The organism is Pseudanabaena sp. UWO311 (assembly GCF_006937785.1).
Classification (GTDB): domain Bacteria; phylum Cyanobacteriota; class Cyanobacteriia; order Pseudanabaenales; family Pseudanabaenaceae; genus Pseudanabaena.
This window is the reverse complement of sequence record NZ_SJEE01000010.1, coordinates 1-25,540: the sequence shown is the minus strand read 5'-3', so window position 1 is coordinate 25,540 and position 25,540 is coordinate 1. Positions and strand designations below refer to the sequence as shown.

Annotated in this window: 25 protein-coding genes; 14 read left to right on the top strand and 11 right to left on the bottom strand. The window is 40.2% G+C overall.

Annotated features, from left to right (window positions below):
- Positions 1-50: 50 nt before the first annotated feature.
- The gene (locus PseudUWO311_RS09795; RefSeq protein ID WP_142655072.1) at positions 51-947 is read left to right on the top strand and encodes an ABC transporter ATP-binding protein; all 897 of its coding nucleotides are present in this window, start codon (positions 51-53) and stop codon (positions 945-947) included.
- A gap of 275 nt (positions 948-1,222) precedes the next feature.
- Here PseudUWO311_RS09795 and PseudUWO311_RS09790 read toward each other — a convergent pair whose 3' ends face one another.
- The gene (locus PseudUWO311_RS09790; RefSeq protein WP_142655071.1) at positions 1,223-2,266 is read right to left on the bottom strand and encodes a hypothetical protein; all 1,044 of its coding nucleotides are present in this window, start codon (positions 2,264-2,266) and stop codon (positions 1,223-1,225) included.
- A gap of 416 nt (positions 2,267-2,682) precedes the next feature.
- Here PseudUWO311_RS09790 and PseudUWO311_RS09785 point away from each other — a divergent pair, with 416 nt between their 5' ends.
- Positions 2,683-3,654, top strand: coding sequence for an ABC transporter ATP-binding protein (locus PseudUWO311_RS09785; RefSeq protein WP_142655070.1), 972 nt, complete (start codon positions 2,683-2,685; stop codon positions 3,652-3,654).
- Between the two features lie 177 nt (positions 3,655-3,831).
- Positions 3,832-4,008: a 50S ribosomal protein L32 gene (gene rpmF, locus PseudUWO311_RS09780; protein ID WP_103668198.1), complete on the top strand. Its 177-nt coding sequence runs from the start codon at positions 3,832-3,834 to the stop codon at positions 4,006-4,008.
- A gap of 33 nt (positions 4,009-4,041) precedes the next feature.
- Here rpmF and PseudUWO311_RS09775 read toward each other — a convergent pair whose 3' ends face one another.
- The 4 genes from PseudUWO311_RS09775 to PseudUWO311_RS09760 form a co-directional block, all read right to left on the bottom strand.
- The gene (locus PseudUWO311_RS09775; protein ID WP_142655069.1) at positions 4,042-4,677 is read right to left on the bottom strand and encodes a hypothetical protein; all 636 of its coding nucleotides are present in this window, start codon (positions 4,675-4,677) and stop codon (positions 4,042-4,044) included.
- Between the two features lie 111 nt (positions 4,678-4,788).
- Positions 4,789-5,658 carry an acetylglutamate kinase gene (gene argB, locus PseudUWO311_RS09770; RefSeq protein WP_142655068.1) on the bottom strand — a complete coding sequence of 290 codons (870 nt, stop codon included), beginning with the start codon at positions 5,656-5,658 and terminating at the stop codon, positions 4,789-4,791.
- A gap of 152 nt (positions 5,659-5,810) precedes the next feature.
- A complete protein-coding gene (locus tag PseudUWO311_RS09765; RefSeq protein WP_142655067.1) occupies positions 5,811-6,959 on the bottom strand; it encodes a glycosyltransferase family 4 protein in 1,149 nt (382 codons plus the stop codon).
- 51 nt (positions 6,960-7,010) lie between these two features.
- Positions 7,011-8,012 carry a DUF928 domain-containing protein gene (locus PseudUWO311_RS09760; protein ID WP_142655066.1) on the bottom strand — a complete coding sequence of 334 codons (1,002 nt, stop codon included), beginning with the start codon at positions 8,010-8,012 and terminating at the stop codon, positions 7,011-7,013.
- Positions 8,013-8,155: 143 nt separating this feature from the next.
- Between PseudUWO311_RS09760 and PseudUWO311_RS09755 the strand changes: the two genes are divergently transcribed.
- The 6 genes from PseudUWO311_RS09755 (at position 8,156) to PseudUWO311_RS09730 (ending at position 15,486) form a co-directional block, all read left to right on the top strand.
- Positions 8,156-9,052: a substrate-binding periplasmic protein gene (locus tag PseudUWO311_RS09755; protein ID WP_142655065.1), complete on the top strand. Its 897-nt coding sequence runs from the start codon at positions 8,156-8,158 to the stop codon at positions 9,050-9,052.
- Complete coding sequence (locus tag PseudUWO311_RS09750) at positions 8,965-9,849, top strand: J domain-containing protein (protein ID WP_142655064.1); 885 nt, start codon at positions 8,965-8,967, stop codon at positions 9,847-9,849. Before PseudUWO311_RS09755 ends, PseudUWO311_RS09750 begins: the two co-directional genes overlap by 88 nt.
- 63 nt (positions 9,850-9,912) lie before the next feature.
- Entirely contained in the window at positions 9,913-10,926 is a 1,014-nt protein-coding gene (locus tag PseudUWO311_RS09745) for a diguanylate cyclase (protein WP_142655063.1), read from the top strand.
- Positions 10,927-10,988: 62 nt separating this feature from the next.
- On the top strand, positions 10,989-11,999 hold the full coding sequence (locus tag PseudUWO311_RS09740) for a DUF1517 domain-containing protein (protein WP_142655062.1): 1,011 nt from the start codon (positions 10,989-10,991) through the stop codon (positions 11,997-11,999).
- A 300-nt stretch (positions 12,000-12,299) separates the two neighbouring features.
- Positions 12,300-13,913 (top strand): SagB/ThcOx family dehydrogenase, encoded by a 1,614-nt coding sequence (locus PseudUWO311_RS09735; RefSeq protein ID WP_142655061.1) that lies wholly within the window; start codon positions 12,300-12,302, stop codon positions 13,911-13,913.
- A gap of 115 nt (positions 13,914-14,028) precedes the next feature.
- Positions 14,029-15,486, top strand: coding sequence for an O-antigen ligase domain-containing protein (locus PseudUWO311_RS09730; protein WP_142655060.1), 1,458 nt, complete (start codon positions 14,029-14,031; stop codon positions 15,484-15,486).
- A 27-nt stretch (positions 15,487-15,513) separates the two neighbouring features.
- Here PseudUWO311_RS09730 and PseudUWO311_RS09725 read toward each other — a convergent pair whose 3' ends face one another.
- From PseudUWO311_RS09725 to PseudUWO311_RS09700, 6 genes are read right to left on the bottom strand one after another with little or no spacing between them, the layout of a single operon-like run.
- Positions 15,514-16,500, bottom strand: coding sequence for a glycosyltransferase (locus PseudUWO311_RS09725; RefSeq protein ID WP_142655059.1), 987 nt, complete (start codon positions 16,498-16,500; stop codon positions 15,514-15,516).
- Between the two features lie 56 nt (positions 16,501-16,556).
- Entirely contained in the window at positions 16,557-17,315 is a 759-nt protein-coding gene (locus tag PseudUWO311_RS09720) for a glycosyltransferase family 2 protein (protein WP_142655058.1), read from the bottom strand.
- Position 17,316: 1 nt separating this feature from the next.
- Entirely contained in the window at positions 17,317-17,643 is a 327-nt protein-coding gene (locus tag PseudUWO311_RS09715; protein ID WP_142655057.1) for a cupin domain-containing protein, read from the bottom strand.
- Positions 17,636-18,403 carry a glycosyltransferase family 2 protein gene (locus PseudUWO311_RS09710; protein WP_142655056.1) on the bottom strand — a complete coding sequence of 256 codons (768 nt, stop codon included), beginning with the start codon at positions 18,401-18,403 and terminating at the stop codon, positions 17,636-17,638. The genes PseudUWO311_RS09715 and PseudUWO311_RS09710 overlap by 8 nt, the downstream gene beginning before the upstream one ends.
- On the bottom strand, positions 18,400-19,035 hold the full coding sequence (locus PseudUWO311_RS09705) for an HAD family hydrolase (RefSeq protein ID WP_142655055.1): 636 nt from the start codon (positions 19,033-19,035) through the stop codon (positions 18,400-18,402). The genes PseudUWO311_RS09710 and PseudUWO311_RS09705 overlap by 4 nt, the downstream gene beginning before the upstream one ends.
- Complete coding sequence (locus PseudUWO311_RS09700) at positions 19,028-19,657, bottom strand: hypothetical protein (protein WP_142655054.1); 630 nt, start codon at positions 19,655-19,657, stop codon at positions 19,028-19,030. Before PseudUWO311_RS09700 ends, PseudUWO311_RS09705 begins: the two co-directional genes overlap by 8 nt.
- Before the next feature lie 750 nt (positions 19,658-20,407).
- Between PseudUWO311_RS09700 and PseudUWO311_RS09695 the strand changes: the two genes are divergently transcribed.
- The 5 genes from PseudUWO311_RS09695 to PseudUWO311_RS09675 form a co-directional block, all read left to right on the top strand.
- Complete coding sequence (locus tag PseudUWO311_RS09695) at positions 20,408-21,454, top strand: glycosyltransferase family 4 protein (protein WP_142655053.1); 1,047 nt, start codon at positions 20,408-20,410, stop codon at positions 21,452-21,454.
- Positions 21,451-22,599: a glycosyltransferase family 4 protein gene (locus PseudUWO311_RS09690; protein WP_142655052.1), complete on the top strand. Its 1,149-nt coding sequence runs from the start codon at positions 21,451-21,453 to the stop codon at positions 22,597-22,599. The genes PseudUWO311_RS09695 and PseudUWO311_RS09690 overlap by 4 nt, the downstream gene beginning before the upstream one ends.
- Positions 22,600-23,304: 705 nt before the next feature.
- The gene (locus PseudUWO311_RS09685; RefSeq protein ID WP_142655051.1) at positions 23,305-24,093 is read left to right on the top strand and encodes a glycosyltransferase family A protein; all 789 of its coding nucleotides are present in this window, start codon (positions 23,305-23,307) and stop codon (positions 24,091-24,093) included.
- Positions 24,094-24,211: 118 nt separating this feature from the next.
- Complete coding sequence (locus PseudUWO311_RS09680; protein WP_142655050.1) at positions 24,212-24,673, top strand: serine O-acetyltransferase; 462 nt, start codon at positions 24,212-24,214, stop codon at positions 24,671-24,673.
- Positions 24,673-25,540: glycosyltransferase family 2 protein (locus PseudUWO311_RS09675; RefSeq protein ID WP_142655049.1), on the top strand; the 868-nt coding region annotated here is incomplete at its 3' end. The genes PseudUWO311_RS09680 and PseudUWO311_RS09675, both read left to right, overlap by 1 nt.

Below are 25,540 nucleotides of genomic sequence, written 5' to 3'. Positions count from 1 at the left end.
AATAGCGGTTGCTATACTTTAGGCATTGCTTTTAAAGAGATACATCCCCTGTGCTAGAAGTTCGCAAAATCTGTAAATCTTATGGAAAAAAGCAAGTTTTACAGAACTTAAGTTTTGCTATCCAGCCTGGAGAAGTCTATGGATTACTCGGCCCAAACGGTGCTGGCAAGACCACTACGATTAGTATTTTGTGTGGTTTGATCCAATCCGATCACGGCAGTGTCACAATGAACGGGCAAAATGCATCCAGCTTAACCCGATCGCTAATCGGCGTTGCCCCACAAGAAAATATTTTTTATAAAAGTCTAACTTGTGAAGAGAATTTGCGATTTTTTGGACAGCTCTATGGGCTTAGTCATGAAGCTTGTCGCAAACAAGCACAATATTGTTTGGAGTTAGTGGGGCTAGGCGATCGCTCAAAAAGTATTGCGGATAGTCTCAGTGGTGGAATGCAACGTCGTCTAAGTATGGCGATCGCTCTTGTCCATCAGCCACAATTAGTCGTACTCGACGAACCAACAACAGGACTTGATATTGAAGCTCGTTATGAAGTTTGGGAATTGATTCGTAAACTTAGAAGTCAAGATACAGCGATTTTATTGACTACACATATGCTAGAAGAGGCAGAGCGTCTTTGTCAGCGGATTGGCATTATTAAGCAGGGCAGTTTGCTCGCTGAAGGTAGTCTAGAAGAACTTCGTAAACATGTCCCTGCTCAAGAAATTGCGATTATTTGCACGCCCACTGAAGACTTAGCGATCGCTAGAGCGCTCGAGTTGGGCTTCCCTCATCGCTACTATGGGAGAGATCTAGCTTTTTGGCTCCCAAAAGTAATGGAACTAAAAGAAATTCTGGAATGTTTTGAAGGTATCACAATTGACTCGATTATGCGCCAACCCGTCCGTCTTGAAAATATCTATGTAGAAGTCACGCAAGGCTCTAAATAATACCAAAACAAAACATGGCTACGACATTTTTTGTTTTTACAGCAATTGCCGATTAAACGAGCCACAAGATAAATTTAGAAAGCGTTGCTTCGCAACGCTTTCTAAATTTATCTTGGTTTGGGTTTGCGCGCAAAGCGCTGTAAAACCCTTACAGGATTTGGTTCTTAATTCACGAAAGTGTAGCTATACTTTCGTGAATTGGTATAAAAACAGATAAAAACAGTAGATGGGGCAATGCCCACCTTACGAATTCAAGCTCAAGGCGTTGATTGCCTTTAGCTTGATATGCTTTGAGCATGGACAAAAACTGCCTTAGAAAAAGCCAACAAGTTTTGCTGGATTTGCAGAGAATCTAAAGCTACAAGACGATCAAGAGATGTGTAATATGTCGCAGCTAGTTTAGGTCTGTTACCAGCTTTGGTTGTCCATAGACCATCTGCCAAACTCGCTCTAATCTCAACTGTAATATGATTATTATCTGGTAGTGTAAAGCGATCAGAAATGCCATGAAAAGCCTGAATCTGAGTTTTTGCATCCCCCTTAATCCAAATTGTCGCTACAAGATAGGGACTCACAGCTTGGAGATCGTTATGACTAACAGATCTTGCTACATAGATATAAAGCAATTGCAACCAAGGTAGAGGATAAATGACCTCTAAAGCACTATAACCACTCGGCTTAGCGTCAATCTCCATTTCTCGGAAATAATCGATTGTTTGCGCCCATTGCTGACTAAAAGTTTTTGCTACATCAGGATTAAGAAACAAATTACCCCATTCACTATGCTGCCAAGGTTGCATATCCATGAAATGCATGTATTCAGCAAACTCATGGGCAAGGCGTTCTTGCTTCTGAGCTACCAAAACATATACATCTTGCCAGCAAAAATATGGCATAGATGAATTTGTATCATCATATGGCTGGAGATAATATTGTTTTGCTAAAACCCCAGCTAAAACCTCAGGTTCGATTAAGCAATAACTATTACTAATTACTGCGATATAGGTCTTCTTAGTTTGAGACTTAGCCAAAATGAATAATGAGTCTAAAGAGAGCTTGTTTAGCTGGCTCTCCAAGCGATGATCACAGATAATATCAAAGTCTTGACACTCCAAAAGTATATCAGGCTGGATGCTTGACGCAAAAAAAGGATGGCTAACAGATTTAACAAAGGTTGAACTTGGCTTGCCCGATCGCTGTGTTAAAAAGTCAACGAAATCTTGACCTAAGTCTGGAATGTTTTCTAGCAAATATTCCCAAGAAGCAGCAAAACGCTCCTTCTTGTCTAGGTTTGGTGGCAGCAAAAAAATGTTACTCATAGCTGGGCGCTATCTAGCCTTGTTTGATTACATTGTATAGGTTATCTATTGACACATACCTATTAGCGGACTAACTATTTTTATCTTTCTTCTAAATAAGTAGACACGCTTAATTAATTACACCCCAAACCCTTAAGGTTGCGCCCCGCAGGGGCGCAACCTTAAGGGTTTCACTTATTCTGCACAGGGACTTATACCAAAATCAAAAAAACAGACCCAGTAAGGGTTTTTAAATTAAGAAATAGCGTAGCCATTTTTTTATTTGGTATTAGGTATGTGAATCCTTGTGATTCAAGAATTGAAGGTGTGGGGCAGAAATTGTGTAGACATCAAGATTATCCTCATTTTTAAATTAACCCGAACTGACGTTAAAATAATGTTTTAAAGCATGAACTTTGCAGCTTTGATCGGCAGCTATGGTAGAAGTATTGACTAATGAATCCCAGACTCAGATTATTCAGAGCAACGCCATTGTGGCAGATGGTTTGAGCAAAACTTATCGTACTGGCTTTTGGTTAAATCAAAAAATTAGTTCTTTACAGGATTTTTCATTAACCATTCGCCAAGGCGAAACCTTTGGTGTGTTAGGTCCTAATGGGGCAGGTAAAACCACATTATTAAAGATTTTGTTGGGTATTGTGAAGCCCACAGCAGGAACTGGTGAAATTTTAGGATATCCCCTAGGCGATCGCACGGCTAAGCAGTCAATCGGTTATTTACCTGAAAATGCTTATTACTACGACTATTTGACTGGCTGGGAACTACTGGATTTTATTGGCAGTTTGTTTGGGGTTGCGCCGACATTACGCCGCCAGCGCATTGCTGATCTGTTAGATCTTGTTGGTCTATCACAGTCAGTAGCTCGAAAAAAACAATTGCGCCAATATTCTAAAGGTATGGTGCAGAGAATTGGCGTAGCACAAGCTCTCATCAATGATCCTGAAATTGTATTTCTTGACGAGCCAATGTCTGGGCTTGATCCTGTTGGGCGATATCAGGTGCGCGAAATTATCTTGATGCTCAAGAATCAGGGTAAAACTGTATTTTTTAACAGCCATATTTTGTCTGATGTGGAGCTGATCTGCGATCGCATAGGTATTCTCAACAAAGGCGAACTTGTGGCGATGGGAACTTTAAATGAGTTGTTGGGGACAGAGCAGTCCTATCAAGTCAGCGGTCATGGTGGCTCTGAGTCAGAGTTGCAACCTTGGTTGGAACATTTAATTTTCCAAAATGATACTTGGCATGGTCAATTAGCTAAGGATTTGCCAGAGTTTTTGACCTATATCGCTAGTATTGGGGCTAAGGCGATCGCGATCGAGCTAGCCCGCCAAACTCTCGAAGAGTTTTTTATCGATCAAATAAAAGCTTCGCGTCATAAAGACTAAGTTCTAATTCAAAAAAGCAATTTTGGTGTTTGTTGCGCCTAGCTAGGCGCAGCAAACACCAAAATTGCTTAGACAATCAAAATTGTGTTCGCAACATTCATGATTTCGCTTATGATAGAAAGGTTGTCAAAAATTTTCTAACTAGAAAATAATCACATTTAATATAGGGATCACGTCATGGCAGTACCCAAGAAGAAAACTTCTAAATCTAAGAGAGATAGCCGCAAAGCAGTATGGAAGAGGAAAGCCGCAGTTCATGCTCAAAAAGCTATTTCTTTAGGTAAGTCCATCCTCTCAGGCAAAAATGATGGTTTTGTCTATCCAATGGCTGAAGAGGCTGAAACAGAAGAGTAATCAAAAAAGCGAGCTAAGCTCGCTTTTTTTGATTTAACTCCATTGAGTAGCTAGTCGCCATACTTGATAGCCAATTCCTAGTCCAATCAAACAAGGAATTGTCAATATGCTGATCGCGATCCATAACTTGCGTTGTCTAATCAAAACATCCCCAACAAAGGCAATTGCAGTTAAACCCACCCAAGCAATGATCGCAAAAAGCAAAAGATTAAACTTCAACCGTACTAAGAAAAATAAACCGCCAATAACTAAAAGACCACTGATCAAATAGCTCCATTTCATCAGAGCATAGTCAGCAAAGGCGGAAATAATTGGGAATAATCCGATGATCACGAAGCCTGCGATCGCTAAATCCCGTCGGGCTGGGATAGTTAACAATACTGAAAGGAAATATCCCATACAGCTATAGCTGAACAAAATAATTGCTAGCCACAACCAGAGAAAATGGATTTTTTTGAAGGGTAATTTAGGTTTCGACAACTTAAATTTGGGCAATTTAAGTCTGGGCAACCTAAGCGTGGGCAAACTAGATCCAGTTTGCCCACGTTTAGGTGAGATTAGGGTTCTTAATGTATTAGGTTTTGACGGATCAAATTGAGCTGATTCAGAGGCGCTCTTTGATTGATCCGCTACAGTTTGTTGATTATCAGAATCATCAGCATCTGCCATAATTTCATCCAAAAGATAAGGGCTTATGAAGCACGCCTGATCTCTAAGAAACCATTTAAAAATTGCCTAGATCCACTCGCCCCTAGCAAAAGTTAATCCTTAAATGATTTCTTAGAGCGTGTTTTCCGAAGCAACAATCATTGAGCCAACCCCACTATTAGTGAAAATTTCCAATAGCAGTGAATGGGGCACACGACCATCAACAATATGTGCTGCTTTCACACCTTGAGCTAGCGATCGCACACAACACTGTACTTTGGGAATCATGCCACCACTGACGACATTGCTATTCATCAATTCTCTCGCCTTGCTGATCGTCAAACTACGGTAGAGAGTGCTGGGATCTTTGTAATCATGCAAAATACCTGCAATGTCGGTAAGCAAGATTAATTTTTCAGCTCCCAAGGCGGCGGCGAGTTCACCAGCAACCGTATCAGCATTGATGTTGTAGGACTGACCAGTCTCATCGGTTGCCACACTGGACACAACAGGGATATGTCCTGCTTCCAGTAAGGTTGAAAGTAAACCGATATTAATGCCACTAACTTCGCCGACAAAGCCGATCGCATCATTTCCCTGTGGACGAGCACGAATCAAGTTGCCATCTTTACCACACAACCCCACACCAGAACCACCAGCCAGATTAATCATTTCGACAATCTGCTTGTTGACTCGCCCCACTAATACCATTTCCACTACTTCCATTGTCTCAGCATCGGTAACACGCAAACCATCGATAAACTGCGGTTTGATGTTGAGCTTCGTTAGCCATGTATTGATTTCAGGTCCCCCGCCATGAACTAATACGGGGCGCAGTCCCATAAATGACATCGTCACGACATCTCGGATCACGTCCTGTCGCAGGTTTTCTTCTTTCATCGCTGCCCCGCCGTACTTGACGACAATGGTACGCCCTGAAAATTCCTGCATATAAGGCAGGGCTTCACTTAGAACCTGAACGCGATCGCTGTCTGTTAGCATTTAACGCCTCAACTAATCTAAAAAAAATACTTTGATTAACCTTACAGCCTCAATTACCCCAATAGATGAGCTAATTAGGCTTTCTATCAATATTTGATGACTTTTGCGAAATTACATACATTTAGAGTAGGCGCTTTGCACCCACTCTAATACTAAACACCTGCGATCGCCATTTCAAAAGCTTGACAAACTGAAGGAATCGAAAATTTAGCTTGGGCTTGGATATAGGCAGTTTCGACTATTCTCTGAGTAGCAGCAAGATCGCTAAAAATTTCTTGCATAGCATCAGCAAGTAATTGCGGATCATTTGGTGGAATCAGTAAGCCTGTAATCCCATTTTCAATAATTTCGCAAGTCCCGCCGCCGATGGTAGCGATCGCAGGACGTTTTGATAATTGCGCCTCCACGATTACTCTACCAAAGGGTTCGGGAGCAGTCGAACAATGGGCGATCGCATCACAAGCTTTCATTAATGCAGGAATATCTTGACGGAATCCTAGCCAATGTACGCGCCCTTGCAAACTTTCTCTCGCTGCAATTTTTTCTAATTTCTCCGTATACTCAAATTCGCCAAAAAGAGCATCACCAACTAATAAAACATGCACATCAGGGAGCTTACTCGCGGCTTCCAGCAAAATATGTTGTCCTTTCCAATAAGATAAACGACTAAACATACCAATCAAATTGCGATCGCGAGGAATCCCTAATTCTTCCCGTAAGTTCTTTTGATAGTCATTAATTTGATCAAATGTTTCAACATTAAATCCGTTATAAACCGTACGTAATAATTGTCGCTTCCCACCTACGGCAAGAAAAGCTTCACCTGTAGCTTGGGAATTAACAATTACTCGCGTGGCAAACCAATTTGCCAAAGTTACTGCAATACGACGATTAGTGGAGCTAAAAATATCAGAGGTTAAAATATCATGTAAGTGCCAAACCACAGGCGCACCGCCAAATAATCTTGCGATCGCCGATACCACAAACCCTTTCTGGTTATTGGCATGAATCAAGTCAAAATCTTTGCTCTTTTGGGCTATTTGCTTACCCAATCGCCATAAATCACCGATGGATTTGAGCGAAGCCAATCCACTTGATACTTTCACATCCGCTAGCGATCGCGATGCTTGCATAACCTCAACCTTTACGCCTAAATCTTCGAGTCGATTTTTTAAGATGCCATCAGTTAATAACACTACTTGACTAGTCTCACGATAAGCATGGGCAAAGTCGAGTAAACAAAGCTCTCCCCCACCTAAGACTGCGGTATAGCTCACAAACAAAATTTTTTTTGTATTCATGTCTGGTAGTGTAGTCAACTTTGAGTAATTCTTTGCGGTGCGGTCTGTAATTTACTTATCTATAACAACTTGCTTGTTTTTTGGCGTATCGGCATTTAATAAACCAATAAAAGAATCAAAATCCAAGTTTTTATTGGTTACAAATCCTGATTTCAAAATTTCATTTTTGGCGGTTCTAGCTTTTAGATCTTCGGGTTTAAAGTTTAGCCAACGGGTATAGCCATCGATCGCCTCAAACCAATATCCTGCTTCAGCATAAATCTTGGCGCGATCGCGAATAGTCAAGGCACGCATCAAGGATTTTTGAAGATTATCATTAGGTGGCGTATAAACAATCCAGCCGCTTGCCGTAACTTCCTTGGCACGTTTATCCTTTACAGTGATTTGCCAACGATAGGTTTTAGATGGTTGCAAAGAAGCGACGATCGGTATTTTGAAGCTAGATAAACCGCTGGACATTTTTAGATCAGTTTGAAAAATCGTAATCGATTTATCTCCCTCTGAGGTGGTGAGGCTAAGCTTCCCTGCAAAGAGATTTTTTGCGTTTACTTTAGACGAATTATTTTCGAGATTATCAATTTCTGATGCAGAAGCTGGAGCATTTTTGTCGTGCAAATGCCAATAAAGCGTAGGTTGTGAAATCGCTGTCTTTGCCCCATCTTCAGGTGTAATCAAGATCAGTAATGGTAGTTGCTGCTCTCTCAATAGTTGTGGTTGTCTATCGATAGGGGCAGATGAAGCACCACCTCTAAGCGTTCTTGGGGGAGTGATAGGGACAGCTCTATCAATTTCTAAGTCGGGATTGACAAGTCTTGTACCTCCGCCTGTGCTTGCAGTTTTGGGTAGACCTAAGCCAAAATTAGTGCCGCTAAACTGAGCTACTAGCCAAGTTTGCGAGATCGTCTCTAAGGGCAAAAAATAGCTTGGTATTGTCACACTCAAAGAAGTACATATCAAGATTGTCAATGTACAGTCGAGATATGTATGCCGACTTAGCTTAGTCGTTTTGGCAATCAAAAAGTTACTTTGAGGAATAAGTACTTTACACATCATAAATTTTGGAGCCACCCGAATAAAATGGGCATTAGGTATTTGCTAAGTAATAGCAGTCATAGCACATGAGCATCACTTTATCTAAACCAAATGAATGATAGCGATATTGGTATATTTGTAGTGATCGCTTGACTAAAAAATTAATGTTTAAATTTGCCAAAAAAATCGCTGGCTTTGCAATTTACACAGGTTTATGTCTGAGTGTAGTTAGCGTTACATCGCCAGTATTTGCTGAAGATAGCAGCCTCGGTATCGTCATGCGACGCGGACATCTACGGGTGGGAATCGATGCTGCGATCGGTGGACCCTATATGTTTTGGAATGCTAAGACCCAGTTTTATGATGGCTTTGAGCTAGAAATTATTCAAGAAATTGCTGCAAGGCTAAACATTGAGCCACGTCCAATTAATATTCCTTGGACAACCCAGCCCGAAAATTTGGCATCACGACAAGTTGATATTCTTCTTAGTGCAAGGGAAGAAGGAGCCTTGGAATCAGGAGATAATAAAGGCAAATTCATTGAAACGACACCATATTATCGTAGTTCTCAGCGTTTATTGATTAGGGCTGATGGAACACAAATCAAATCCTTGCGCGATATGATCGGCAAGCGAGTTGGGGTTGTGGCAAATAGCGGAGGCGCTGCGATCGCCGAAACCTATAATAAAAATAGAGGCAACGCCATTCGCCTTTTTTCGTCACGGGATCTTGATCGGATGGTGATCCAATTACGCGATCGCCAACTTGATGCCATGATCCTTGACGAACCTGTGGCAGTATGGCAAGTACGCAACAATCCCAACTTTATAATTGTTGGGGAGCCGTTAATTCCAATTCGTCTAGTCGCGATCGTCAACAAAGATGATGTATCACTTAAAAAAGCTGTAGATAAGACTTTAACAGAGATGCGTCAAGAGGGTAAACTCGAACAAATACTTAAGAGGTGGAACCTGTGGGAAAGCCAGAAAACTTTAAAATCAACAAAGGACTTGCCAGTTACGGTATTAGCGATCATTACGCCATACTCGGTTTACCAATGACCACTGATCCAGTGCAGATTCGCAAAAAATTTCTCAAACTTGCGAAGATTTTGCATCCAGATGTATTTGGCAGAAATGCCGAAGAAAAAGAGAGTGCGACCAAATATTTCTCGAAGATGGTCAGCCCAGCCTATCAATTACTGAATAGCGATCGCGAACGTGGTGAATATTTGGCAACTTTGAGAATGTTTGCCCAAGGCAAAAAGCAAAAAGAAGAAACACCAACTCTCAGCACTGAAATAGCTCAAAAGCTGTATCGTATCCCCCATGAAATCACCTACAAGCAATATATCGAGGAAATTTCACCTAAACAGTATGAAACACTCGACTCGATCATGGAATACACCGCCACTCTAAGTGAGTTAAATCTCGTATATTTGTTTACCCAAACCAGTCTTAGTTTTTCTTCTGGCAGTAGCACTGCGACTCCTGTTGGCAGTCAGGTCGGTAATGCAGAAGCGACTCCTGCGGCAAAACCTGCTCAATCGCCAGCCCTACGCAATTTGAATATGGCTGAGCTGTTTATTAGCAAGAAACAATGGACAGATGCACTCAAGGAATTGATTAGCGCTGAAAAACTTGATCCTAATAACGCTAAGGTGTATGCACTCAAGGGTTTAGTACAGATGAATCAAAATGCGGCGGCGATCGCCAAGGCAAGCTTTCAAAAAGCACTCAAACTCGATCCTAAAGAGCCAATAGCCGTCAAATACATTAATCAAGTGAGTGCAACTCCAAAGCCACCAGAAAAGCCACCAGAAAAAAAAGGTGGACTATTTGGCTGGGGTAAGAAATAAATTCCGAGTATTTCTCGCTAAGGCTGAATTTCCGCAGACTAAAGATATGGCGAGGCAAACACCTTGGATTTCCGTAGACTAAAATATTATTGTCATAATTCGCTAATTCTAGTTACTAGTGGCGATCGCCAGATTTTATCGGCGATCGCTGAAGTTTTAACATCTGAAAAATATAATTTCATTACTGAAACCAGTGGCGAAAAAGCGTGGGAAATAATTCTCCAAAAGAAACCTGCGATCGTCATAGCTGATTGGGCAATCCCAGATGTGTCAGGTTTAGTACTTTGTCATCGGAGCAAGTCAAATCTTGAGCATCCCGAGTTAATGGCAATATATTTTGTCTTGATCGTGGAAGATTCTAACTCCCAACAACGCCAAATTGGTCTCGATACTGGTGTAGATGAATTTCTCAACAAACCAATAGATGGCTCTGAGCTCAAAGCAAGATTGAGAACAGGAATCCGACTCACTGCTTTGACAAAGTCATTAACATGGGCCAATCAAAGGTTGCTCGCTCAAAATGACTTGCTGGATGCACTTGGCTTGTCTGATTCTTTAACCAAGGTTTTAAGTGAGCAAACCTTTGCTGATGTCATGCCTAAGATGATGCAGCAACTTAAGGGATTTGGTACTTACAAGAATTACAGTTTCTTAAGTGTATTGATCATTGATATTGATCTGTTTAAAGCAATTGTCGATTCTTACGGCAAGAAAATCGGTAATGAGGCTATTAATGCGATCGCTGGACGATTAAGCCATAGTTGTATGCCAAATAGCTTAATCTATCGTCATGGTTTAGATGAGTTTGTATGTGTCACTCCCCATAGTGATACGACAAGTGGTAAGCAACTATCTTTGAATCTTCTTACGAGTATTCGTAGTCATCCGATCGCCGTTTCTTCAGGGTTGTTATTTCCTTTAACGATAAGTATCGGTGGTGTAATAACAGCCTTAGACAATCAAAACCAACAGATTCCTGACATAAGTTTTGAAGAACTGGTCTCTTTAGCTGAGCAATTGCTGTTTCAATCCCAACAATCTGGTGGCGATCGCGACTACCTTGAAATTTTTGAATAACTATAACAACCGTGCGTAAGACAAAATTTCAGTTCTTTGTATCCACGTTACTGGCATTCTCGATGGTTCAAGCGATTGAGTTAGGCTTTAACGATCGTAAATTAGATACATTCTTGCTCAAAGATCAACAAGTCTACGCAAAAAGTAGTGCTGGTCGAAGCGGTGGTGGCTCTTTCACCCGTTCGTCTCCTTCAAAGCCTAGTAGTTCTAGTACATCCAAATCATCACCCTCAACTCCATCTAGTCCTTCCAATGATCGGGACGCATTAACTACCCCTAGCCAACCATCACCAAATCGACCATCGACCATCGTCGCCCCAGTAATTATCAATAATCCGTCGAATAACTCACCCTATGATCCTTACCGAGCCACAACTTCCACATCGTCGAATGGTATGTCTTGGTTTGTCTGGATAATAATTTTATTGATTATTTTTGCGATCGTCTACTTTATTATTCGAGCGATCATGATGCGTTCTAAACAGATTGGAGGAGGAAATGACTTATGGAATGCAACCTTTACGGTTAGCAAACTCCAAGTTGCACTCTTTGCCCAAGCCCGCGAAGTGCAAGCCAGATTGACGGAGTTAACTCTTGAAGTTGATACTGATACACCAGAAGGGTTGATGACCTTGATGCAAGAGTCAGCACTTGCCTTAGTACGTACTCCAGAAAATTGGACACATGTTTCCTCCAGTTCACAATCAGTGCATCGAGACAAAGCTGAAGAAGTCTTTAATAAATTGTCTCTAGAAGAACGTACCAAGTTTAGCGAAGAAACATTAGTGAATATCAGGGGCAGAGTTGCCCAGCGATCAACAGCGATTGCATCCCCAGACAAAGACCCATCCGCTTATATTGTGGTGACGCTGTTGATTGGGACTGAACATGATAAGCCACTGTTTGGTGATATCAAAAATATTCAAGAGTTACGCCAAGCATTAGAGGCGATCGCTTCGATCCAAGCTAGTCATTTATTGGTTTTTGAGTTGCTTTGGAGTCCTCAAGCGGATACAGACAGCCTCACTTACGATGAGCTACTGACGGAGTACAGCAATATGATTCAGATTTAAGCAACTCGCGGAGATAATCTGACACTGTCATCGACGCAAAGCAACGACGACAGTGCAAACTGATATAACATTTTAAGCTAAGTACTTGTATAGCAAAGCAAGGTTTGCTTAGGACATAAAACCAGAAGTGAGTTGCGGCGCTTCGCGCCGCAACTCACTTCTGGGATTTTGGTTTGTACCAGCTAACTCTTTTTTTGCTATACAAAATAAATTATCCAAATTTGTAAGATTGCGCCCCTGCGGGGCGCAATCTTACAAATTTGGGTTTGTAAATGCCTATTTACGTCACGTTGCAAAAACATGCCCGAAGCCAGAATTTCCTTCGCCGAACATTATCATGAACGGACTAAGTATGCACCTGCCACCCTTGCTAGTAAGAGTCAGGGACTAGATTGGAGTACCCAACCATCGCCATACAAGGATTATAAAATTGGTACGGTTTATGATCTAAAGCCATATCTTACTGAAGAAATTCAGTCTGATCGCGATGGATTATTGATAAGTCGTTGGCGAAGGCTATCTAGGTTACTATTCTGTAGCTATGGATTGACGGCGCGAGTACCGACCGTAACTGGTGAGGCTTTTTATTTGCGATCGGCTCCTTCGGCTGGAGGGCTATATCCCGCAGAGTTATATCTGATCTCAGCGGGGACACCGCTTTTGTCCGCAGGGCTCTATAACTATCAAGTCCGCACCCATAGCTTGATCCATTTTTGGCAAGACAATAATGTTTGGGCTGGTTTGCAACAGGCTTGTTTTGCTCATCCCGCTTTACAAAATACCCGCATGGCGATCGCCATCACCGCAGTATTTCATCGATCTGCATGGCGCTATCAAGATCGGGCTTATCGACGAATTTTTCTGGATACAGGGCATTTGCTCGGAAATATTGAACTTGCTAGCTCAATTGAGGATTATCAATCATCACTAATTGGGGGATTTGCCGATGAAGCAGTCAATGAACTGTTGTTTTTGGATAAAGAGGTTGAAGGGACGATCGCGATCGCGCCAATCCTCGATCTGCAAGATGAAGAGCGCATTGGCAGAGGTCAGGAATCGCGAGAACCAATGCAGCGATCGCTCAATATTTCTAGAGGAATTATGACAGCCCTGCCATCAGCAACTGTCACCAGTTATCCTAAGCTACCTGATGGTGAGCTTTTAGAATATCTACACCGATCTACTCAAATTTCTGAACAGCCAAATATGCAGAAGCTTTTAGAGCAGATAGATGGCCAAAAATCAGATGATATCGAACAAATTCCTGAGCAAGATCTCGATAAGTACAACTTTCCTTTTTGCGCAAAAGTCTGTACTAAAACTGAAAGCATTCACTGGGGCGATGATCTGGAAATGCTCGAAAATACCATCTTGCAACGGCGATCAACCCGTGAATACAGTGGCGCAAAGTTAGAACTTGCCGAACTCAAAGCAATTCTTGACTTTACTTATCAGCCGCAACACTATACTGATCAGGGTATTGATGGTAATCCTGACTATTTCGACCTCAGTCTGATCGAGACCTTTGTAGCCGTAACAGGTGTAGTTGGCCTAGACGAAGGATGCTATTACTACGCACCCAAGTCACAAGAGCTACGCCAAATTCGCTTTAAAAACTTTCGTGATGAATTACATTATCTCTGTCTCGGTCAAGACCTCGGACGCGATTCAGGAGCCGTCATTTTCCACACCGCCGATCTTCAAAAAGCTGTAGCTAAATATGGTGATCGCGTTTATCGTTATCTACATATGGATGCAGGACATCTAGGACAACGCATAAATCTGGCTGCGATCGGCTTAGGTGTCGGCGTAAGCGGCATTGCAGGTTTCTTTGACGATCTGGTCAATGACGTTCTTGGCATTCCCAGCGATGAAGCCGTTTTATACATTACGACATTAGGCCGACATCGTTAAAAAGAATCTAAACTACTCGATTAGCGGGCAATATAGATTTTGTCTTACTGATAATCTCAAATTGCCCTATTAAAAGAAATACAATTACCAAAACTATGATGTCAAAGTATTTGTGATGAACAAAGACAACGCACCTGAAACTTATACTCAGCAAGATAACTTCCTTGCCTTTTTTAAGCCTGCTGATGCTTGGACAACAATTTTTCTGTTTGTTGCTGTAATTTTAATGGCGTTTGGAGTCGGGGCTAAATCACTCAATGTTATTTACCCATTTGGGGCTTTTGTTGTTTCGTTGAAGCTATATTTTCGGCATCATTTTTTGTATGCAGGTTTTGTTTGGTGGCTGTTTCTTTTGACGCCGCTTGTCCGACGTATTGCCGACTTTCGGGCTGGAACATTTTCAGATCCAAGTCCAATGCTTTTAGCACCCTATGTAGCAATTCTAATATGCGTATACACACTTTACTTAAATTTATCCAAATCAAAAGAACAAGGTTCAATTCCATTCATATTGGCAATCAGTGGTGTGGTATACGGTTACTTAGTAGGGCTTATTAACAGTAATAACTTTGTCTCAGTTACTGTGGCATTTTTAGAATGGATATCACCGATATTGTTTGCATATCATCTATATATTAATTGGCATAGATATCCTGCCTATTGTCGCAATCTTCAGAAGGTTTTCTTATGGGGAGTCTTAATCATGGGAATTTATGGAGTCTATCAATATTTGGTAGCTCCTGAATGGGATCGCTTTTGGTTAGCTAACGCACCCAATGTACTATCTAGTATGGGTAAGCCAGAGCCTCTAGGCATAAGAGTTTGGAGTACGATGAATGCTTCAGGTACATTTGCTGTCTTTATGGCTGCGGGTTTATTGATTCTATTTAGCTGCCAAAGCTTTTTAGTTCTTCCAGCCGCTGGGTTTGGAGCCTTATCATTCTTGCTATCTGTAGTGAGAACTGGTTGGTTAAGCTGGTTTTTCGGAATGATATTTATAAGTGCGAATATCAAACCAAAACAACAATTTAAACTAGTTTTAACTATTTTAGTACTCGCCGCGTTAGTAATTCCTCTCGCAACAATGGAACCTTTTGGTTCGACTATTACGAAAAGATTAGAAACACTATCTGATATTAGTAATGATGGTAGTTTCCAAGAAAGGCAAGGACTCTACAATATTCTATTTAATGATGCTCTCCAATCATATATTGGGCGAGGAATTGGAGTTGGTACTGGATATGACAGTGCGATTTTGGTTATGTTATTTGATTTGGGATGGGTTGGCTCTATCCCTTATGTGGGTTCCTTAATTGCACTGTTGATCTTGATCTTTAAGAGTCCTAAAACAACCAGAGATATTTTTGCTTCGATAATTCATGCAATGATACTGCAATCAATTTTTTATCTGTTTGCAGGTGCATCAATGAAGGGCGCTTCTGGTATGCTACTTTGGTCATCTTTGTCTCTAGCGCTATCTGGCCGCAATTATTATTACAAATCAAATTTGTTACAAAATAGTGCCGATTCAGATCTGAGATACAAAACTTTTATTGATGCAGAAAAGTCGTAGCAGACTATCTATTATGAGCTAGAGCCATTATAGTCGAAACATACCCAAAAATCTTAACCAGTAGAGCCATAGAGAAACTTGTCTACTTGCCCATTTCAATCTTTTTTGTGCTTCTTCATAGGAAGGAAAAGATTTAATTAAAGTGTCAGGTGCATTCTGAATTATCTGACTGAAGCCCTCTGTTGATATATCTGGGAGCCAGTTCCTTGCTTTTGCTAACTGAATTTCCATACAAATTTGAGCCTGATTAGACGATAAGTTTGGCACAAGGTTTCTAATATCAAGTGATAAAAGTGTGTGTTCAACAGCAAAAATTTTGGCGTACTTTTCAGAGAACCCATGAGTGCGCCATAGTCCAAATTCGCTAGGATAAAAATAAAGATCTCCAAGAGACAATAAGCGAATCCATAGCTCCCAGTCTTGAACAAGTTCGTAAGCTATGTTTAGTCCACCAACTTCTATATATGCTGAACGGCGCATTACTGTAAATGGGACGAAAGGACAAATAAGGGGTAAGACCCGTTTGCGTAGTTCTTCTCCACTGATCATGGTTCGAGATGCCCACAATGGTTTAAGTCTGCTGGGACTTGATGTATCACTAAAGGTTCTGATTCGACCTGCTATCATCACGGATGAGCTATTGACTTGCGATTTACAAGCAGCTAACAAGTTCCCAAGACCATCTACTGACATCAGATCATCCGCATGGAGCATCATCATCCAATTTCCTTGGGATTGCGCGAGAGCATGTCGCCAGTTCAAAGTTCGATTATCGTAATATTCAGGAGTTTGGATAAATTGGTAGGCACATTCAAATTTATGATTACGAGCAATTTCTAAACTGCGATCGCTAGAGCAGTTATCACAGAGAATTACCTCTACTAAGTTTTGTTCTGTTTTGTCTAGTTTCGCAACTGCATCTGAAACTGAATTTAGGCACTTTTCTAAAAAGTTTTCGCCATTGTAGACGGGGATTGCGATGGAAAGAAGTGGTTGCTTGTCAGATATTTGCATAGGTTCAGTTAAGAAGTATTTTCATAAATAAAAAACAGCGTGAGATCAACCAATCTCTACGAAATTTGACTGATCGCTTTTTGGGAAATAGGTAAACTTTCAAATTTGCTTAGATCCGTAGGAATACCTAAACCATACATGCCGTTAGCTTCGCTGCCGATGTTATAGCACTCAATTTCCATGTTTTTAGCAATCATTTCATTGTAAGCAGGAGCAACATAAAACTCACCGTTCACACGAAAATCTCTAGCAATCATTGCTTCTGCCGCCTCTACATAATCTTTGCCTCGACAGTAATTGTAAATTCCAACAGTTGCTTCGTTAGATACAACCTCTTTCTCGACAACTTCGCAGATCGCACTTTGCTCATTAAAGCGTACAAAAGACCACTTGGGATCATCGGCAGTCATAGTCATGATTAAGCCGTCTGCGCCTGATGTTTCCATAAACTTCAAGTAGTCATTGATATCAATATCCACCCACTGATCGCTGTTGGCAATCATCAAAGCATCATCATTATCAATCAAATCCTTAGCAAGCAATACTGTGCAAGCAGCGCCTTCTGTTACAGCATCCACAAGTACAATTTCACAATTAGGCGACCAATCACGGAGACTCTGATCAAGCTTATATGTTCTTATATGTTCTTCGAGACAAAGAAAGATAAAGCGATGATCGCATTTTGGACGAAGGTTTTGAATTACTAACCTGATCATTGGCCGCCCATGGACGGGGATGAGTGGTTTTGGTAGAGTAAACCCCGCTTTCTGAAAGCGACTACCCCGGCCTGCCATCGGTATAACGATATTGAGCATTTTACTCCTCTTTGAGATATTTATCATTGTTAGCGCCAGGGACTTTGACCACAACGGTTGTGACATCGGTAATTGCCGCAAAACCTGTGCCTTCACCAGGTTCCATCACAATAATCTCTCCTGCACCAAAGCGGCGATCGCACATTTCCACTTCTCCAGAAATAATCACCGTTAGCTCAGTTGCAATTTTGTGGTAGTGCCATTCTTCCGTAGCGCCTGCTGGGTAGTTTTTTACCGCTACTTCAACATCATTGGTTTGGTAAAGAGTGGGTGTAAAATTACCCACAAACCAACCCCTGAACATATTTTCCAGTTTGTCACTACGCATATTTGGTATTCCTCTGAGTGGATAGAGAATAAGAGTGCAGATACTCTGAATAGGCTTGAACTTCTTGTACGCCTGCTAGTTTGAAGTAATTACTTTTAGGGATCTTGCGAACACCAATTTTTGCCTGATTTAAAATCATTTGATTGTATACGGGACAGATGTAAAAGCTACCATTAACATGATCGTCTTTTTTAATCATTTCCATGGTTGCGCTAACAAAGTTAGATCCTTTAGCAAAGTAATATAGTCCAGCGGTGGCAAGATTGCTAATAGGACGTTTTTCTGATGCTTCAATCACCAAACCATCTTCAGAACATTTAACATAAGACCAGCGAGGATGCACTGATTCAAATACAGGCGTACCTCCGTCTAATCCTTTAGTTTTAAAACCATTAATAATTGCGGTAATATCTTCTGCAATTATTTGATCTCCACTCGTGACTAGTAGAGGCTCATCATTATTAATATATTCAGCAGCCAGAAGTGCTGTACAAGCTGCACCAGCAGTTGAACCTTTGACTTCAATAATGATTGCATTTGGAACTAGTAGACGAATCACATCGGCAATGTAGAACCTTTTGTTTTCCTCTTCGCGAACAGCACAAATAAATTTGTGATCGGGTTCAGAGAAATGACTTAACTTTTCAATTACTCTTTGTGCTAAAGGTAGCCCATCAATTTCCACCAGATTTTTGGGGTATAAGTACCCTGCCTCTTCAAAAGCAACATCACTACCTGCCATCAAGATTAAAGTATTCATGCTTGAATTGCCTCGTATCGATGAATTTGAGCCATTATGTTGGTAAAGGTAACATCATAAACAGATTCTACAACCATGAGATTTGCACCCGCTTCTTTGGCGGCTTTAATGCCGTTTTCGTTGTCTTCGACGACAAGACACTCAGAAGGTTCTAGTCCCAGTTTAGAAATTGTGCTGAGATAAATTTCTGGATTGGGCTTGCCTTTGACAACATCTTGATTGCTCATCAAAACATCCATATATTTTAATAAGTTACTTTTTTTCATCATTATTTCGACGCTATCGCGAATAGAGTTGGAGGCAACTGCGAGTTTGTAATCAAGTGCTTTGATTTTCGAGAGCGCGTATTCGTGTTGAAAGACTGGCTTACACTTGGTTTGGACAATTTCCATAGTGTAATTTTGCTTTAACTCGTTAATGAATCCATGCAAGCAGTTCGGTAGTCCTCGTTCGATACTTAGCATTTCCAGCTTACGCCTAGTTGGCAAGCCGTCAAAGGTGACTAAGTGGTCGTAGCGACTAATTTCGTAGCCAAATAAGGCAAGTGCCCGATTTAATGCTTCATAGTGCCATTCTTTTGCATCAATAAGCACTCCATCCATATCAAAGATGACCGCTTTGATTTTAACCATTAAAAAAAAGCCTCGCTGTTTCGGGGTAGTCAGTACATATCATTAAACTATCATTTTTGTGTAGTTCCCAATCAGAGATTTTTGCCCAAAAAGATTTATATTCTCTTTTGTGCAAATCAGGTGATACAAGGCATACGATTTTTTTAGCGTCTAGATGTTTCTTGATGTCTGCTTGGGTTATCCATTCACTCTCAAAACAATCGAGCCAAACACCTACGGAGTAGGCATAAAAAGGCAATTCTTTTTCATACTCACTTTCTCTGATCATAAAGTTCATGTGATTTCGCTGATACGAAAGTGTATCAGGAATAGACATATCAAAGACAAAATAGTTGTTGATATCGTAATCCAACAGAATTTGCTGAAGAGTTTTTTGCAGCCCATCGGCTTTGATATTCAGCGCTAATGGTAAACCCTCCCCATATTGCTTATAGATCTCTAGAAATTTTTCGATAGAACATGCTTCATTAGTCGGGGGATCGTGAGATATAACTAGCTGTCCATTGCGATCTCGTATATCTGTTTCAGTGCCAAACCCTAACTGAAAAGAACGAACAAAAGCATCTATCGTGTTTTTTTCAGCCTCGGTTTGCCAATACCCTCGATGACTTAATATTTTCATAAATTAATTTGAAATTGCTAATAAAATTAATTGAACTGAATGTAGGGAAAAAGCATCTTCCAGAAAAAAACTAACTGACATTCCACAGATAAGAAACAAGAAAATCACATTGGAGCCATTTGGATTCCATCCATTACTACAATACTTCTTTACCTTGTAGCTAATCCTTAGCTTCTTAGGACACCTGATATTGGCAAAGGTCGGATCAGAGCTGTCAAACAAATCAGCACTGGACAGCTAAAATATGATCGACTTATTTGCATCTTTTTTGTCCTTATGAAATGGGCGTTTGAGCATCCATCACTCATTAACTGTGCAGTACTGATCTGTTTATGCTATTTGAATTGGGATGGATTGTGGTAATTCCTTATATATGAAACATTATTTTATCAGTTATTCTGATTTTTACAAGCCCTAAATAAACAGCCATTCTCAATTACAAAAATCAGTTTCATAATGAGAATTCCTACTAAAAGTGCTAAAGACATTTTTGCTTCAATAATTCGTGCTATCATTATGCAGTCTATATTTCGTCTTTTTGCTGGGGCGACAACAATTAAGGAGCTTAAGGCATTTTGCTATAGCCTTTTTTAGGCATGGAAATAGCTTGTTGTAATTATTTATAAATTTAAGTTAATTTCCGTTAGCAAATTTACTGTAACTTAATTGGCTTAAGTCGCACATTGCAAGTATTTTATTTTTTACAGAAATTTTGCGCTTAAAATTTTATTTGCTTTAAGATATTGACTTATGAAAATTGCAATGATACATGCTGACTTGCCCAATGAGTCAAATGGGGGCGTGGCCTTTCAATCTCATTATTTGTCTAATACATTGGTTAGTCGTGGACATGATGTCACAATGTTTACTTTTAGCCCTCATTATAAAGATTGTTTGTATAGTGTCAGTCAGTATCCACCTACTCTAAGAACACCTAAATTTCAACCTTTTCTATTAGCTTATCATTTACTACGCACGAATTTTGTTGGATTTGATGTTATTCATTCCCATGGAGATAATTATTTAATGTGGGGAAAACACCCACAGGTTAGGACTTTTCATGGTTCTGCTAAGGATGAAGCTTCTTCTGCAGTTAATCTAAAAAGACGCGTTTTACAGTCGATTTTCTTCTATTTGGAAATTGCAGGCACTTGGGTAGCAGATATAAATGTTGGTGTTTCTGAAGCAACAAGGCTGCGTATCCCAGTTATCTCAGATATAATTCCCTGTGGTGTGGACATTCAACGGTTCAAACCAGCTCAAAAATCTGAGCATCCAACTATTTTGTTTGTAGGTTCGGCGGGGGGGAGAAAGCGCGGGAGCTTGTTAGCTCAAACTTTTTGCGAGCAAGTTTTGCCGCAGTTCCCAAATGCTGAATTATGGGCTGTGAGTGATATTCCACTGGTTGGTGAAAGAATTAGTAATTTTGGTAGAGTTCCCCTTGATACGCTAAGCGATTTATTTCAAAAGGCTTGGATATTTTGCTTACCAAGTACCTATGAGGGTTTTGGAGTCCCCTATATTGAGGCAATGGCTTCAGGTGCGGCTGTAGTTGCAAGTCCTAATTTGGGTGCGAAAGAAGTTCTCACAGAGGGCAAATATGGATTAATTGCCGAAGACGATCAATTGGGAAATAGTATCAATCGCTTGATAGGTAATCCAGATTTGCTACGCCATTATATAGAACAGGGGCTTGTGAGATCGCAGGATTTTTCATGGGATCGAGTAGCTGAAAAATACGAGCAAGTTTATGAAAAGGCTTGTGCATCAAAATCCAAAAAGAATGAGGCCTTATGAAGCTACTTGTACTCAGCCATGCATGTGTTACACCAGTTAATCAGCAATTTTTTGCTGAAATAGAAGAGCAAACTGGCTGGGAAATCACCATAATTGTGCCAAAAAAATGGAAAAATGACTACAACAATGTGATTTTTCCTAAGCGATGGAAGACATTTCGCGGCAAAATCATTGAATTACCAGTTCTCATATCTGGAAGCGTGCCTCTACATTTCTACTTTGCCACTTTTTTATCTATCCTACGCGATCTCCAACCTGATTTCATCTATGTGCATCACGAGCCATATGCTGCCGCTACAGCACAGCTATATCTAGCAAATTTTATTAGTGGTCAAAAACCTATCAGTTTCTTTACATGGCAAAATATCTTAAAGCACTATCCATTCCCCTTCAATTATTCAGAGAAATTTGTTCTTGAAAATAGTGCGATCGCCTTTTCTGGATCGTATAGTGCGGCTGAGGTATTGCTTCAAAAAGGCTTTAAAGGCAAGTCTATTTTATTACCTGCCAGTGTCGATCCTTTGATATACCAACCTCAAATAGAATCTAACACATCACTTAAAACCGAATTGCAAGCTTCTGCTTCTGAAGTATTGATTGGTTATATGGGGAGGATTGTTGAAGAAAAAGGTTTAAAAACTTTACTTTATGCGCTCAAAACTATTATTAATTTGTCTTGGCGACTAATTGTGGTTGGTTCGGGTAACTATATGTCTACGTTTGATGCGATCGCTCAAGAATGTAAAATTAGTGATCGCATTACCCATCTTGGTTTTATTCCTCACCAAAACGCGCCGCAATATTTATCAGCTTTTGACATATTAGTTTTACCATCTGAAACTCGTAAAAACTGGAAGGAACAGTTTGGGCGTGTCACAATTGAGGCGATCGCCTGTGGTACACCTGTGATTGGTTCAGATTCAGGAGAAATTCCAAATCTGATTAATAAAACGGGAGGTGGGCTAACATTCCCTGAGACTCAGGCTGATGTTTTAGCTAATCGCATTACTCAACTTATAGAAGATATAGATTTGCGTCATGAGCTTGCAGCTAAAGGACGTTCAGTAGTCTTAAATGAATATTCTAATCAGGTAATTGGGCAGCGATTTGTTCAAGGTATTAATGAATGTACCGGCGCAATTTAAGTTACAGCGCTTTCTACGCAATATAGAACCAAGAATTTTTTGGCTCTTCTGGGTTTCTGGTGTAAGTTGTATAAAATTGACACAATAATTTGTGGTCTATTAAGCTACCTTACTTTTCCCGTTATCTTTTTGATCTAGCATAACCGTTAACATTCATAACTCTACAAGCCTTATTCCACCGTTACATATTGTCATTAAGTAATCCTTATTGCAAATTTGGCTAATGCCAAAATCCTTACCTAGAAGGCATTTCAGAGATGACGTTAAAAGTAAGATTAAGCTACCCCTGTTAAGGTGCAAAAATATCGAACATAGATTGGTTGTTTCAGCCTTCAAAAATCCATTTTTTTGAACTTTTGATACGAAATTTTACGCAGCTATATCGCTAGGATTACGCAATTTGGTTGGCAACCTTAACAGGGGTAGTCTATTAAGCCTATGATTGTGTTCAGATTAATCATTTTAGAAACTTAAATTTATCGCAAAAATTTGCCCTAGCTCATAGAATAGCGATTGTAGTTACAACAACTAATATTGATTTAGAATCAGGGCACTGGTCAGCTAATGGGGGATGGGTTGTGAAATGCCCATTTCACGCCAACCAAAAATATGCAAATACGTCGATCACGCTTTAACTTTCCAGCGCCTAAAATCAGCTACAATTTCATGTTAAAATTATTAGTGTTCTCTAAATAAAACAATAAATTGATTGTATTTATTGTACCGCTAAAAAGTGCCTTAACTTCTAGCAATTGGCATTTAGTATCTCAACTGTTTGAACGTAGCATTAAATCTATATGCAATCAAACTTCTTCCGACTTTAAAGCAATTGTAGTTTGCCATGAGTTACCAGACATAACATTTCAACATCCGAATGTAGATTACATTCAGGTAGATTTTCCTATGCCAAATTCGGATTCTGATTTATACATTAAAGAAACCGACAGATCTCTCAAGGTTTGGTATGGATTAAATTATGCTAAAAAGTATCAACCATCACACGTCATGATTGTGGATGCCGATGATTTAATAAATTGTAACATTGCTGACTTTGTTTCTAAACATACTGAAAGTAATGGTTGGTATGTTGAAAAAGGCTATGAATATAGAGAGGGTAGCAACTCCATATACCTCATGAGAAGTAAATTTCAGGATAAGTGCGGTACTTGCAATATAGTCCGTTACAATCTGTTGGATAAATATATAAATTTTGATATTAGTGATGTTAAAGGTTTCCAATTTTTACATCATCAGTCCGTACTGCATCTGATGAATAACAACTCTACTCCTTTAGAGAAATTACCATTTGAAGGTGCTATTTATGTTATCGGGCACACAGAAAATATGTGGCTGCCTGCTTTTAAGATAAATATGCTTAAGCAATCTAAATTCAAAGAATTATTCTTGTTTAGGTTACGGCAAATTGTTAAAACTTTGCTTTCTCAAAAGTTAACGGAAACGATACGTCAGACATTTGGTCTATACGATCTGTGATTCTGCCTTAGTCAACTTGAATTAAACATCAATGTTTAGTAATACTTAACAATAACCAAGCCAAATCATCTGAAATAAACAATTTTATTGAAGCAACCTATTTAAGCAAAGTACAGTAATGAATGTATCGTTCTTGTGGTGGTTAAGTTGTAAGGCTTACCAACTGAAAATCCCGTTAATTCCGCGATTAATTAAAACGATTAATTTTTTGTTTTTTCACGCGATTCTTCCTTATCAAGCGGAAATAGAACGTGACATCGATCTAAAATATTACGGTTTAGGTATCGTCATTCATCCAAATGTCAAGATTGGACATCGCGTCCAAATCTATCACAATGTAACTTTAGCAGCAGAAACTTGGGTTGGGTCTCCGTACAAAATACAAATTGGTGATGATGTTTTCATTGGCGCTGGAGCAGCATTTGTGGGGCGCAAAGATCAGACTTTGAAAATCGGTGATCGCGCAGTGATTGGAGCAAATGCTGTAGTAACCCACGATGTTAATGACGGAGAGACGGTTATAGGCGTACCTGCTCGAACCATTCAAAAAGAAACTGAGAAAAAAGAAATTGAAAAATAATGAAGATAACAGTAATTGTTCCCACTTACCTGCGCCCACAAGATTTAGCTCGTTGCTTAACTGCGTTAAAGCAACAGGTTCGTTCTGTTGATGAATTGTGGATAGTTGTCCGCGATACCGATCTCGAAACTTGGCAATTTTTAGAAAATTTTGATCGCGGCGCTTTACCTTTACATACAGCAACAGTAACGGCGGTTGGCGTAATTGCGGCGATGAATGTTGGGCTTGAGTCAGCCACAGGGGATATTGTGGCTTTTACTGATGATGATGCTGCACCTCATCCTGATTGGCTAGAAAGGATAGAAGCTTACTATTTAGCAGATGAGCAAGTTGGTGGAGTTGGTGGGCGTGATTGGGTCTATCACGGGACAATATTGGAAGATGGTTCTAAGCCTGTAGTAGGAAAGTTACAGTGGTTTGGGCGATTGATTGGCAATCATCATATTGGCAGCGGTGAAGGGCGCGAAGTAGATGTGCTGAAGGGTGTAAATATGAGCTTTCGGCGTAAAGCGATCGCTGATTTACGCTTTGATCAAAGAATGAGAGGCACAGGTGCACAGGTGCATTTCGAGGTAGTTTTCTCTTTGACTTTGAGACAAAAGGGGTGGAAATTAATTTACGATCCACAAATTGCGGTAGATCACTTTCCTGCACAGCGTTTTGACGAGGATCAGCGCAATTCTTTTAATGCTCAAGCATCAGTTAATGCTGTTCATAATGAGACAGTAGCGTTATTGGGCTATTTGCCTCCTTTACAAAGATTGGTGTTTACGATTTGGGCGATCGCGATCGGTACATCTGAAGCTTTTGGCGTGTTGCAGTGCATAAGATATTTGCCTAAAGAAGGTGACGTAGCAAGACAAAAGT

What these genes read in the sequence shown, in the direction of transcription:
- PseudUWO311_RS09725 (WP_142655059.1), bottom strand. Translation starts at nt 16,500, where the DNA reads ATGCAAATATCTGACAAGCAACCACTTCTTTCCATCGCAATCCCCGTC.
- PseudUWO311_RS09730 (WP_142655060.1), top strand. Translation starts at nt 14,029, where the DNA reads ATGAACAAAGACAACGCACCTGAAACTTATACTCAGCAAGATAACTTC.
- PseudUWO311_RS09710 (WP_142655056.1), bottom strand. Translation starts at nt 18,403, where the DNA reads ATGAATACTTTAATCTTGATGGCAGGTAGTGATGTTGCTTTTGAAGAG.
- PseudUWO311_RS09700 (WP_142655054.1), bottom strand. Translation starts at nt 19,657, where the DNA reads ATGAAAATATTAAGTCATCGAGGGTATTGGCAAACCGAGGCTGAAAAA.
- PseudUWO311_RS09785 (WP_142655070.1), top strand. Translation starts at nt 2,683, where the DNA reads ATGGTAGAAGTATTGACTAATGAATCCCAGACTCAGATTATTCAGAGC.
- PseudUWO311_RS09765 (WP_142655067.1), bottom strand. Translation starts at nt 6,959, where the DNA reads ATGAATACAAAAAAAATTTTGTTTGTGAGCTATACCGCAGTCTTAGGT.
- PseudUWO311_RS09790 (WP_142655071.1), bottom strand. Translation starts at nt 2,266, where the DNA reads ATGAGTAACATTTTTTTGCTGCCACCAAACCTAGACAAGAAGGAGCGT.
- argB (WP_142655068.1), bottom strand. Translation starts at nt 5,658, where the DNA reads ATGCTAACAGACAGCGATCGCGTTCAGGTTCTAAGTGAAGCCCTGCCT.
- PseudUWO311_RS09715 (WP_142655057.1), bottom strand. Translation starts at nt 17,643, where the DNA reads ATGCGTAGTGACAAACTGGAAAATATGTTCAGGGGTTGGTTTGTGGGT.
- PseudUWO311_RS09740 (WP_142655062.1), top strand. Translation starts at nt 10,989, where the DNA reads ATGGTTCAAGCGATTGAGTTAGGCTTTAACGATCGTAAATTAGATACA.
- PseudUWO311_RS09705 (WP_142655055.1), bottom strand. Translation starts at nt 19,035, where the DNA reads ATGGTTAAAATCAAAGCGGTCATCTTTGATATGGATGGAGTGCTTATT.
- PseudUWO311_RS09735 (WP_142655061.1), top strand. Translation starts at nt 12,300, where the DNA reads ATGCCCGAAGCCAGAATTTCCTTCGCCGAACATTATCATGAACGGACT.
- PseudUWO311_RS09690 (WP_142655052.1), top strand. Translation starts at nt 21,451, where the DNA reads ATGAAGCTACTTGTACTCAGCCATGCATGTGTTACACCAGTTAATCAG.
- PseudUWO311_RS09720 (WP_142655058.1), bottom strand. Translation starts at nt 17,315, where the DNA reads ATGCTCAATATCGTTATACCGATGGCAGGCCGGGGTAGTCGCTTTCAG.
- PseudUWO311_RS09695 (WP_142655053.1), top strand. Translation starts at nt 20,408, where the DNA reads ATGAAAATTGCAATGATACATGCTGACTTGCCCAATGAGTCAAATGGG.
- rpmF (WP_103668198.1), top strand. Translation starts at nt 3,832, where the DNA reads ATGGCAGTACCCAAGAAGAAAACTTCTAAATCTAAGAGAGATAGCCGC.
- PseudUWO311_RS09680 (WP_142655050.1), top strand. Translation starts at nt 24,212, where the DNA reads ATGAATGTATCGTTCTTGTGGTGGTTAAGTTGTAAGGCTTACCAACTG.
- PseudUWO311_RS09760 (WP_142655066.1), bottom strand. Translation starts at nt 8,012, where the DNA reads ATGATGTGTAAAGTACTTATTCCTCAAAGTAACTTTTTGATTGCCAAA.
- PseudUWO311_RS09755 (WP_142655065.1), top strand. Translation starts at nt 8,156, where the DNA reads ATGTTTAAATTTGCCAAAAAAATCGCTGGCTTTGCAATTTACACAGGT.
- PseudUWO311_RS09775 (WP_142655069.1), bottom strand. Translation starts at nt 4,677, where the DNA reads ATGGCAGATGCTGATGATTCTGATAATCAACAAACTGTAGCGGATCAA.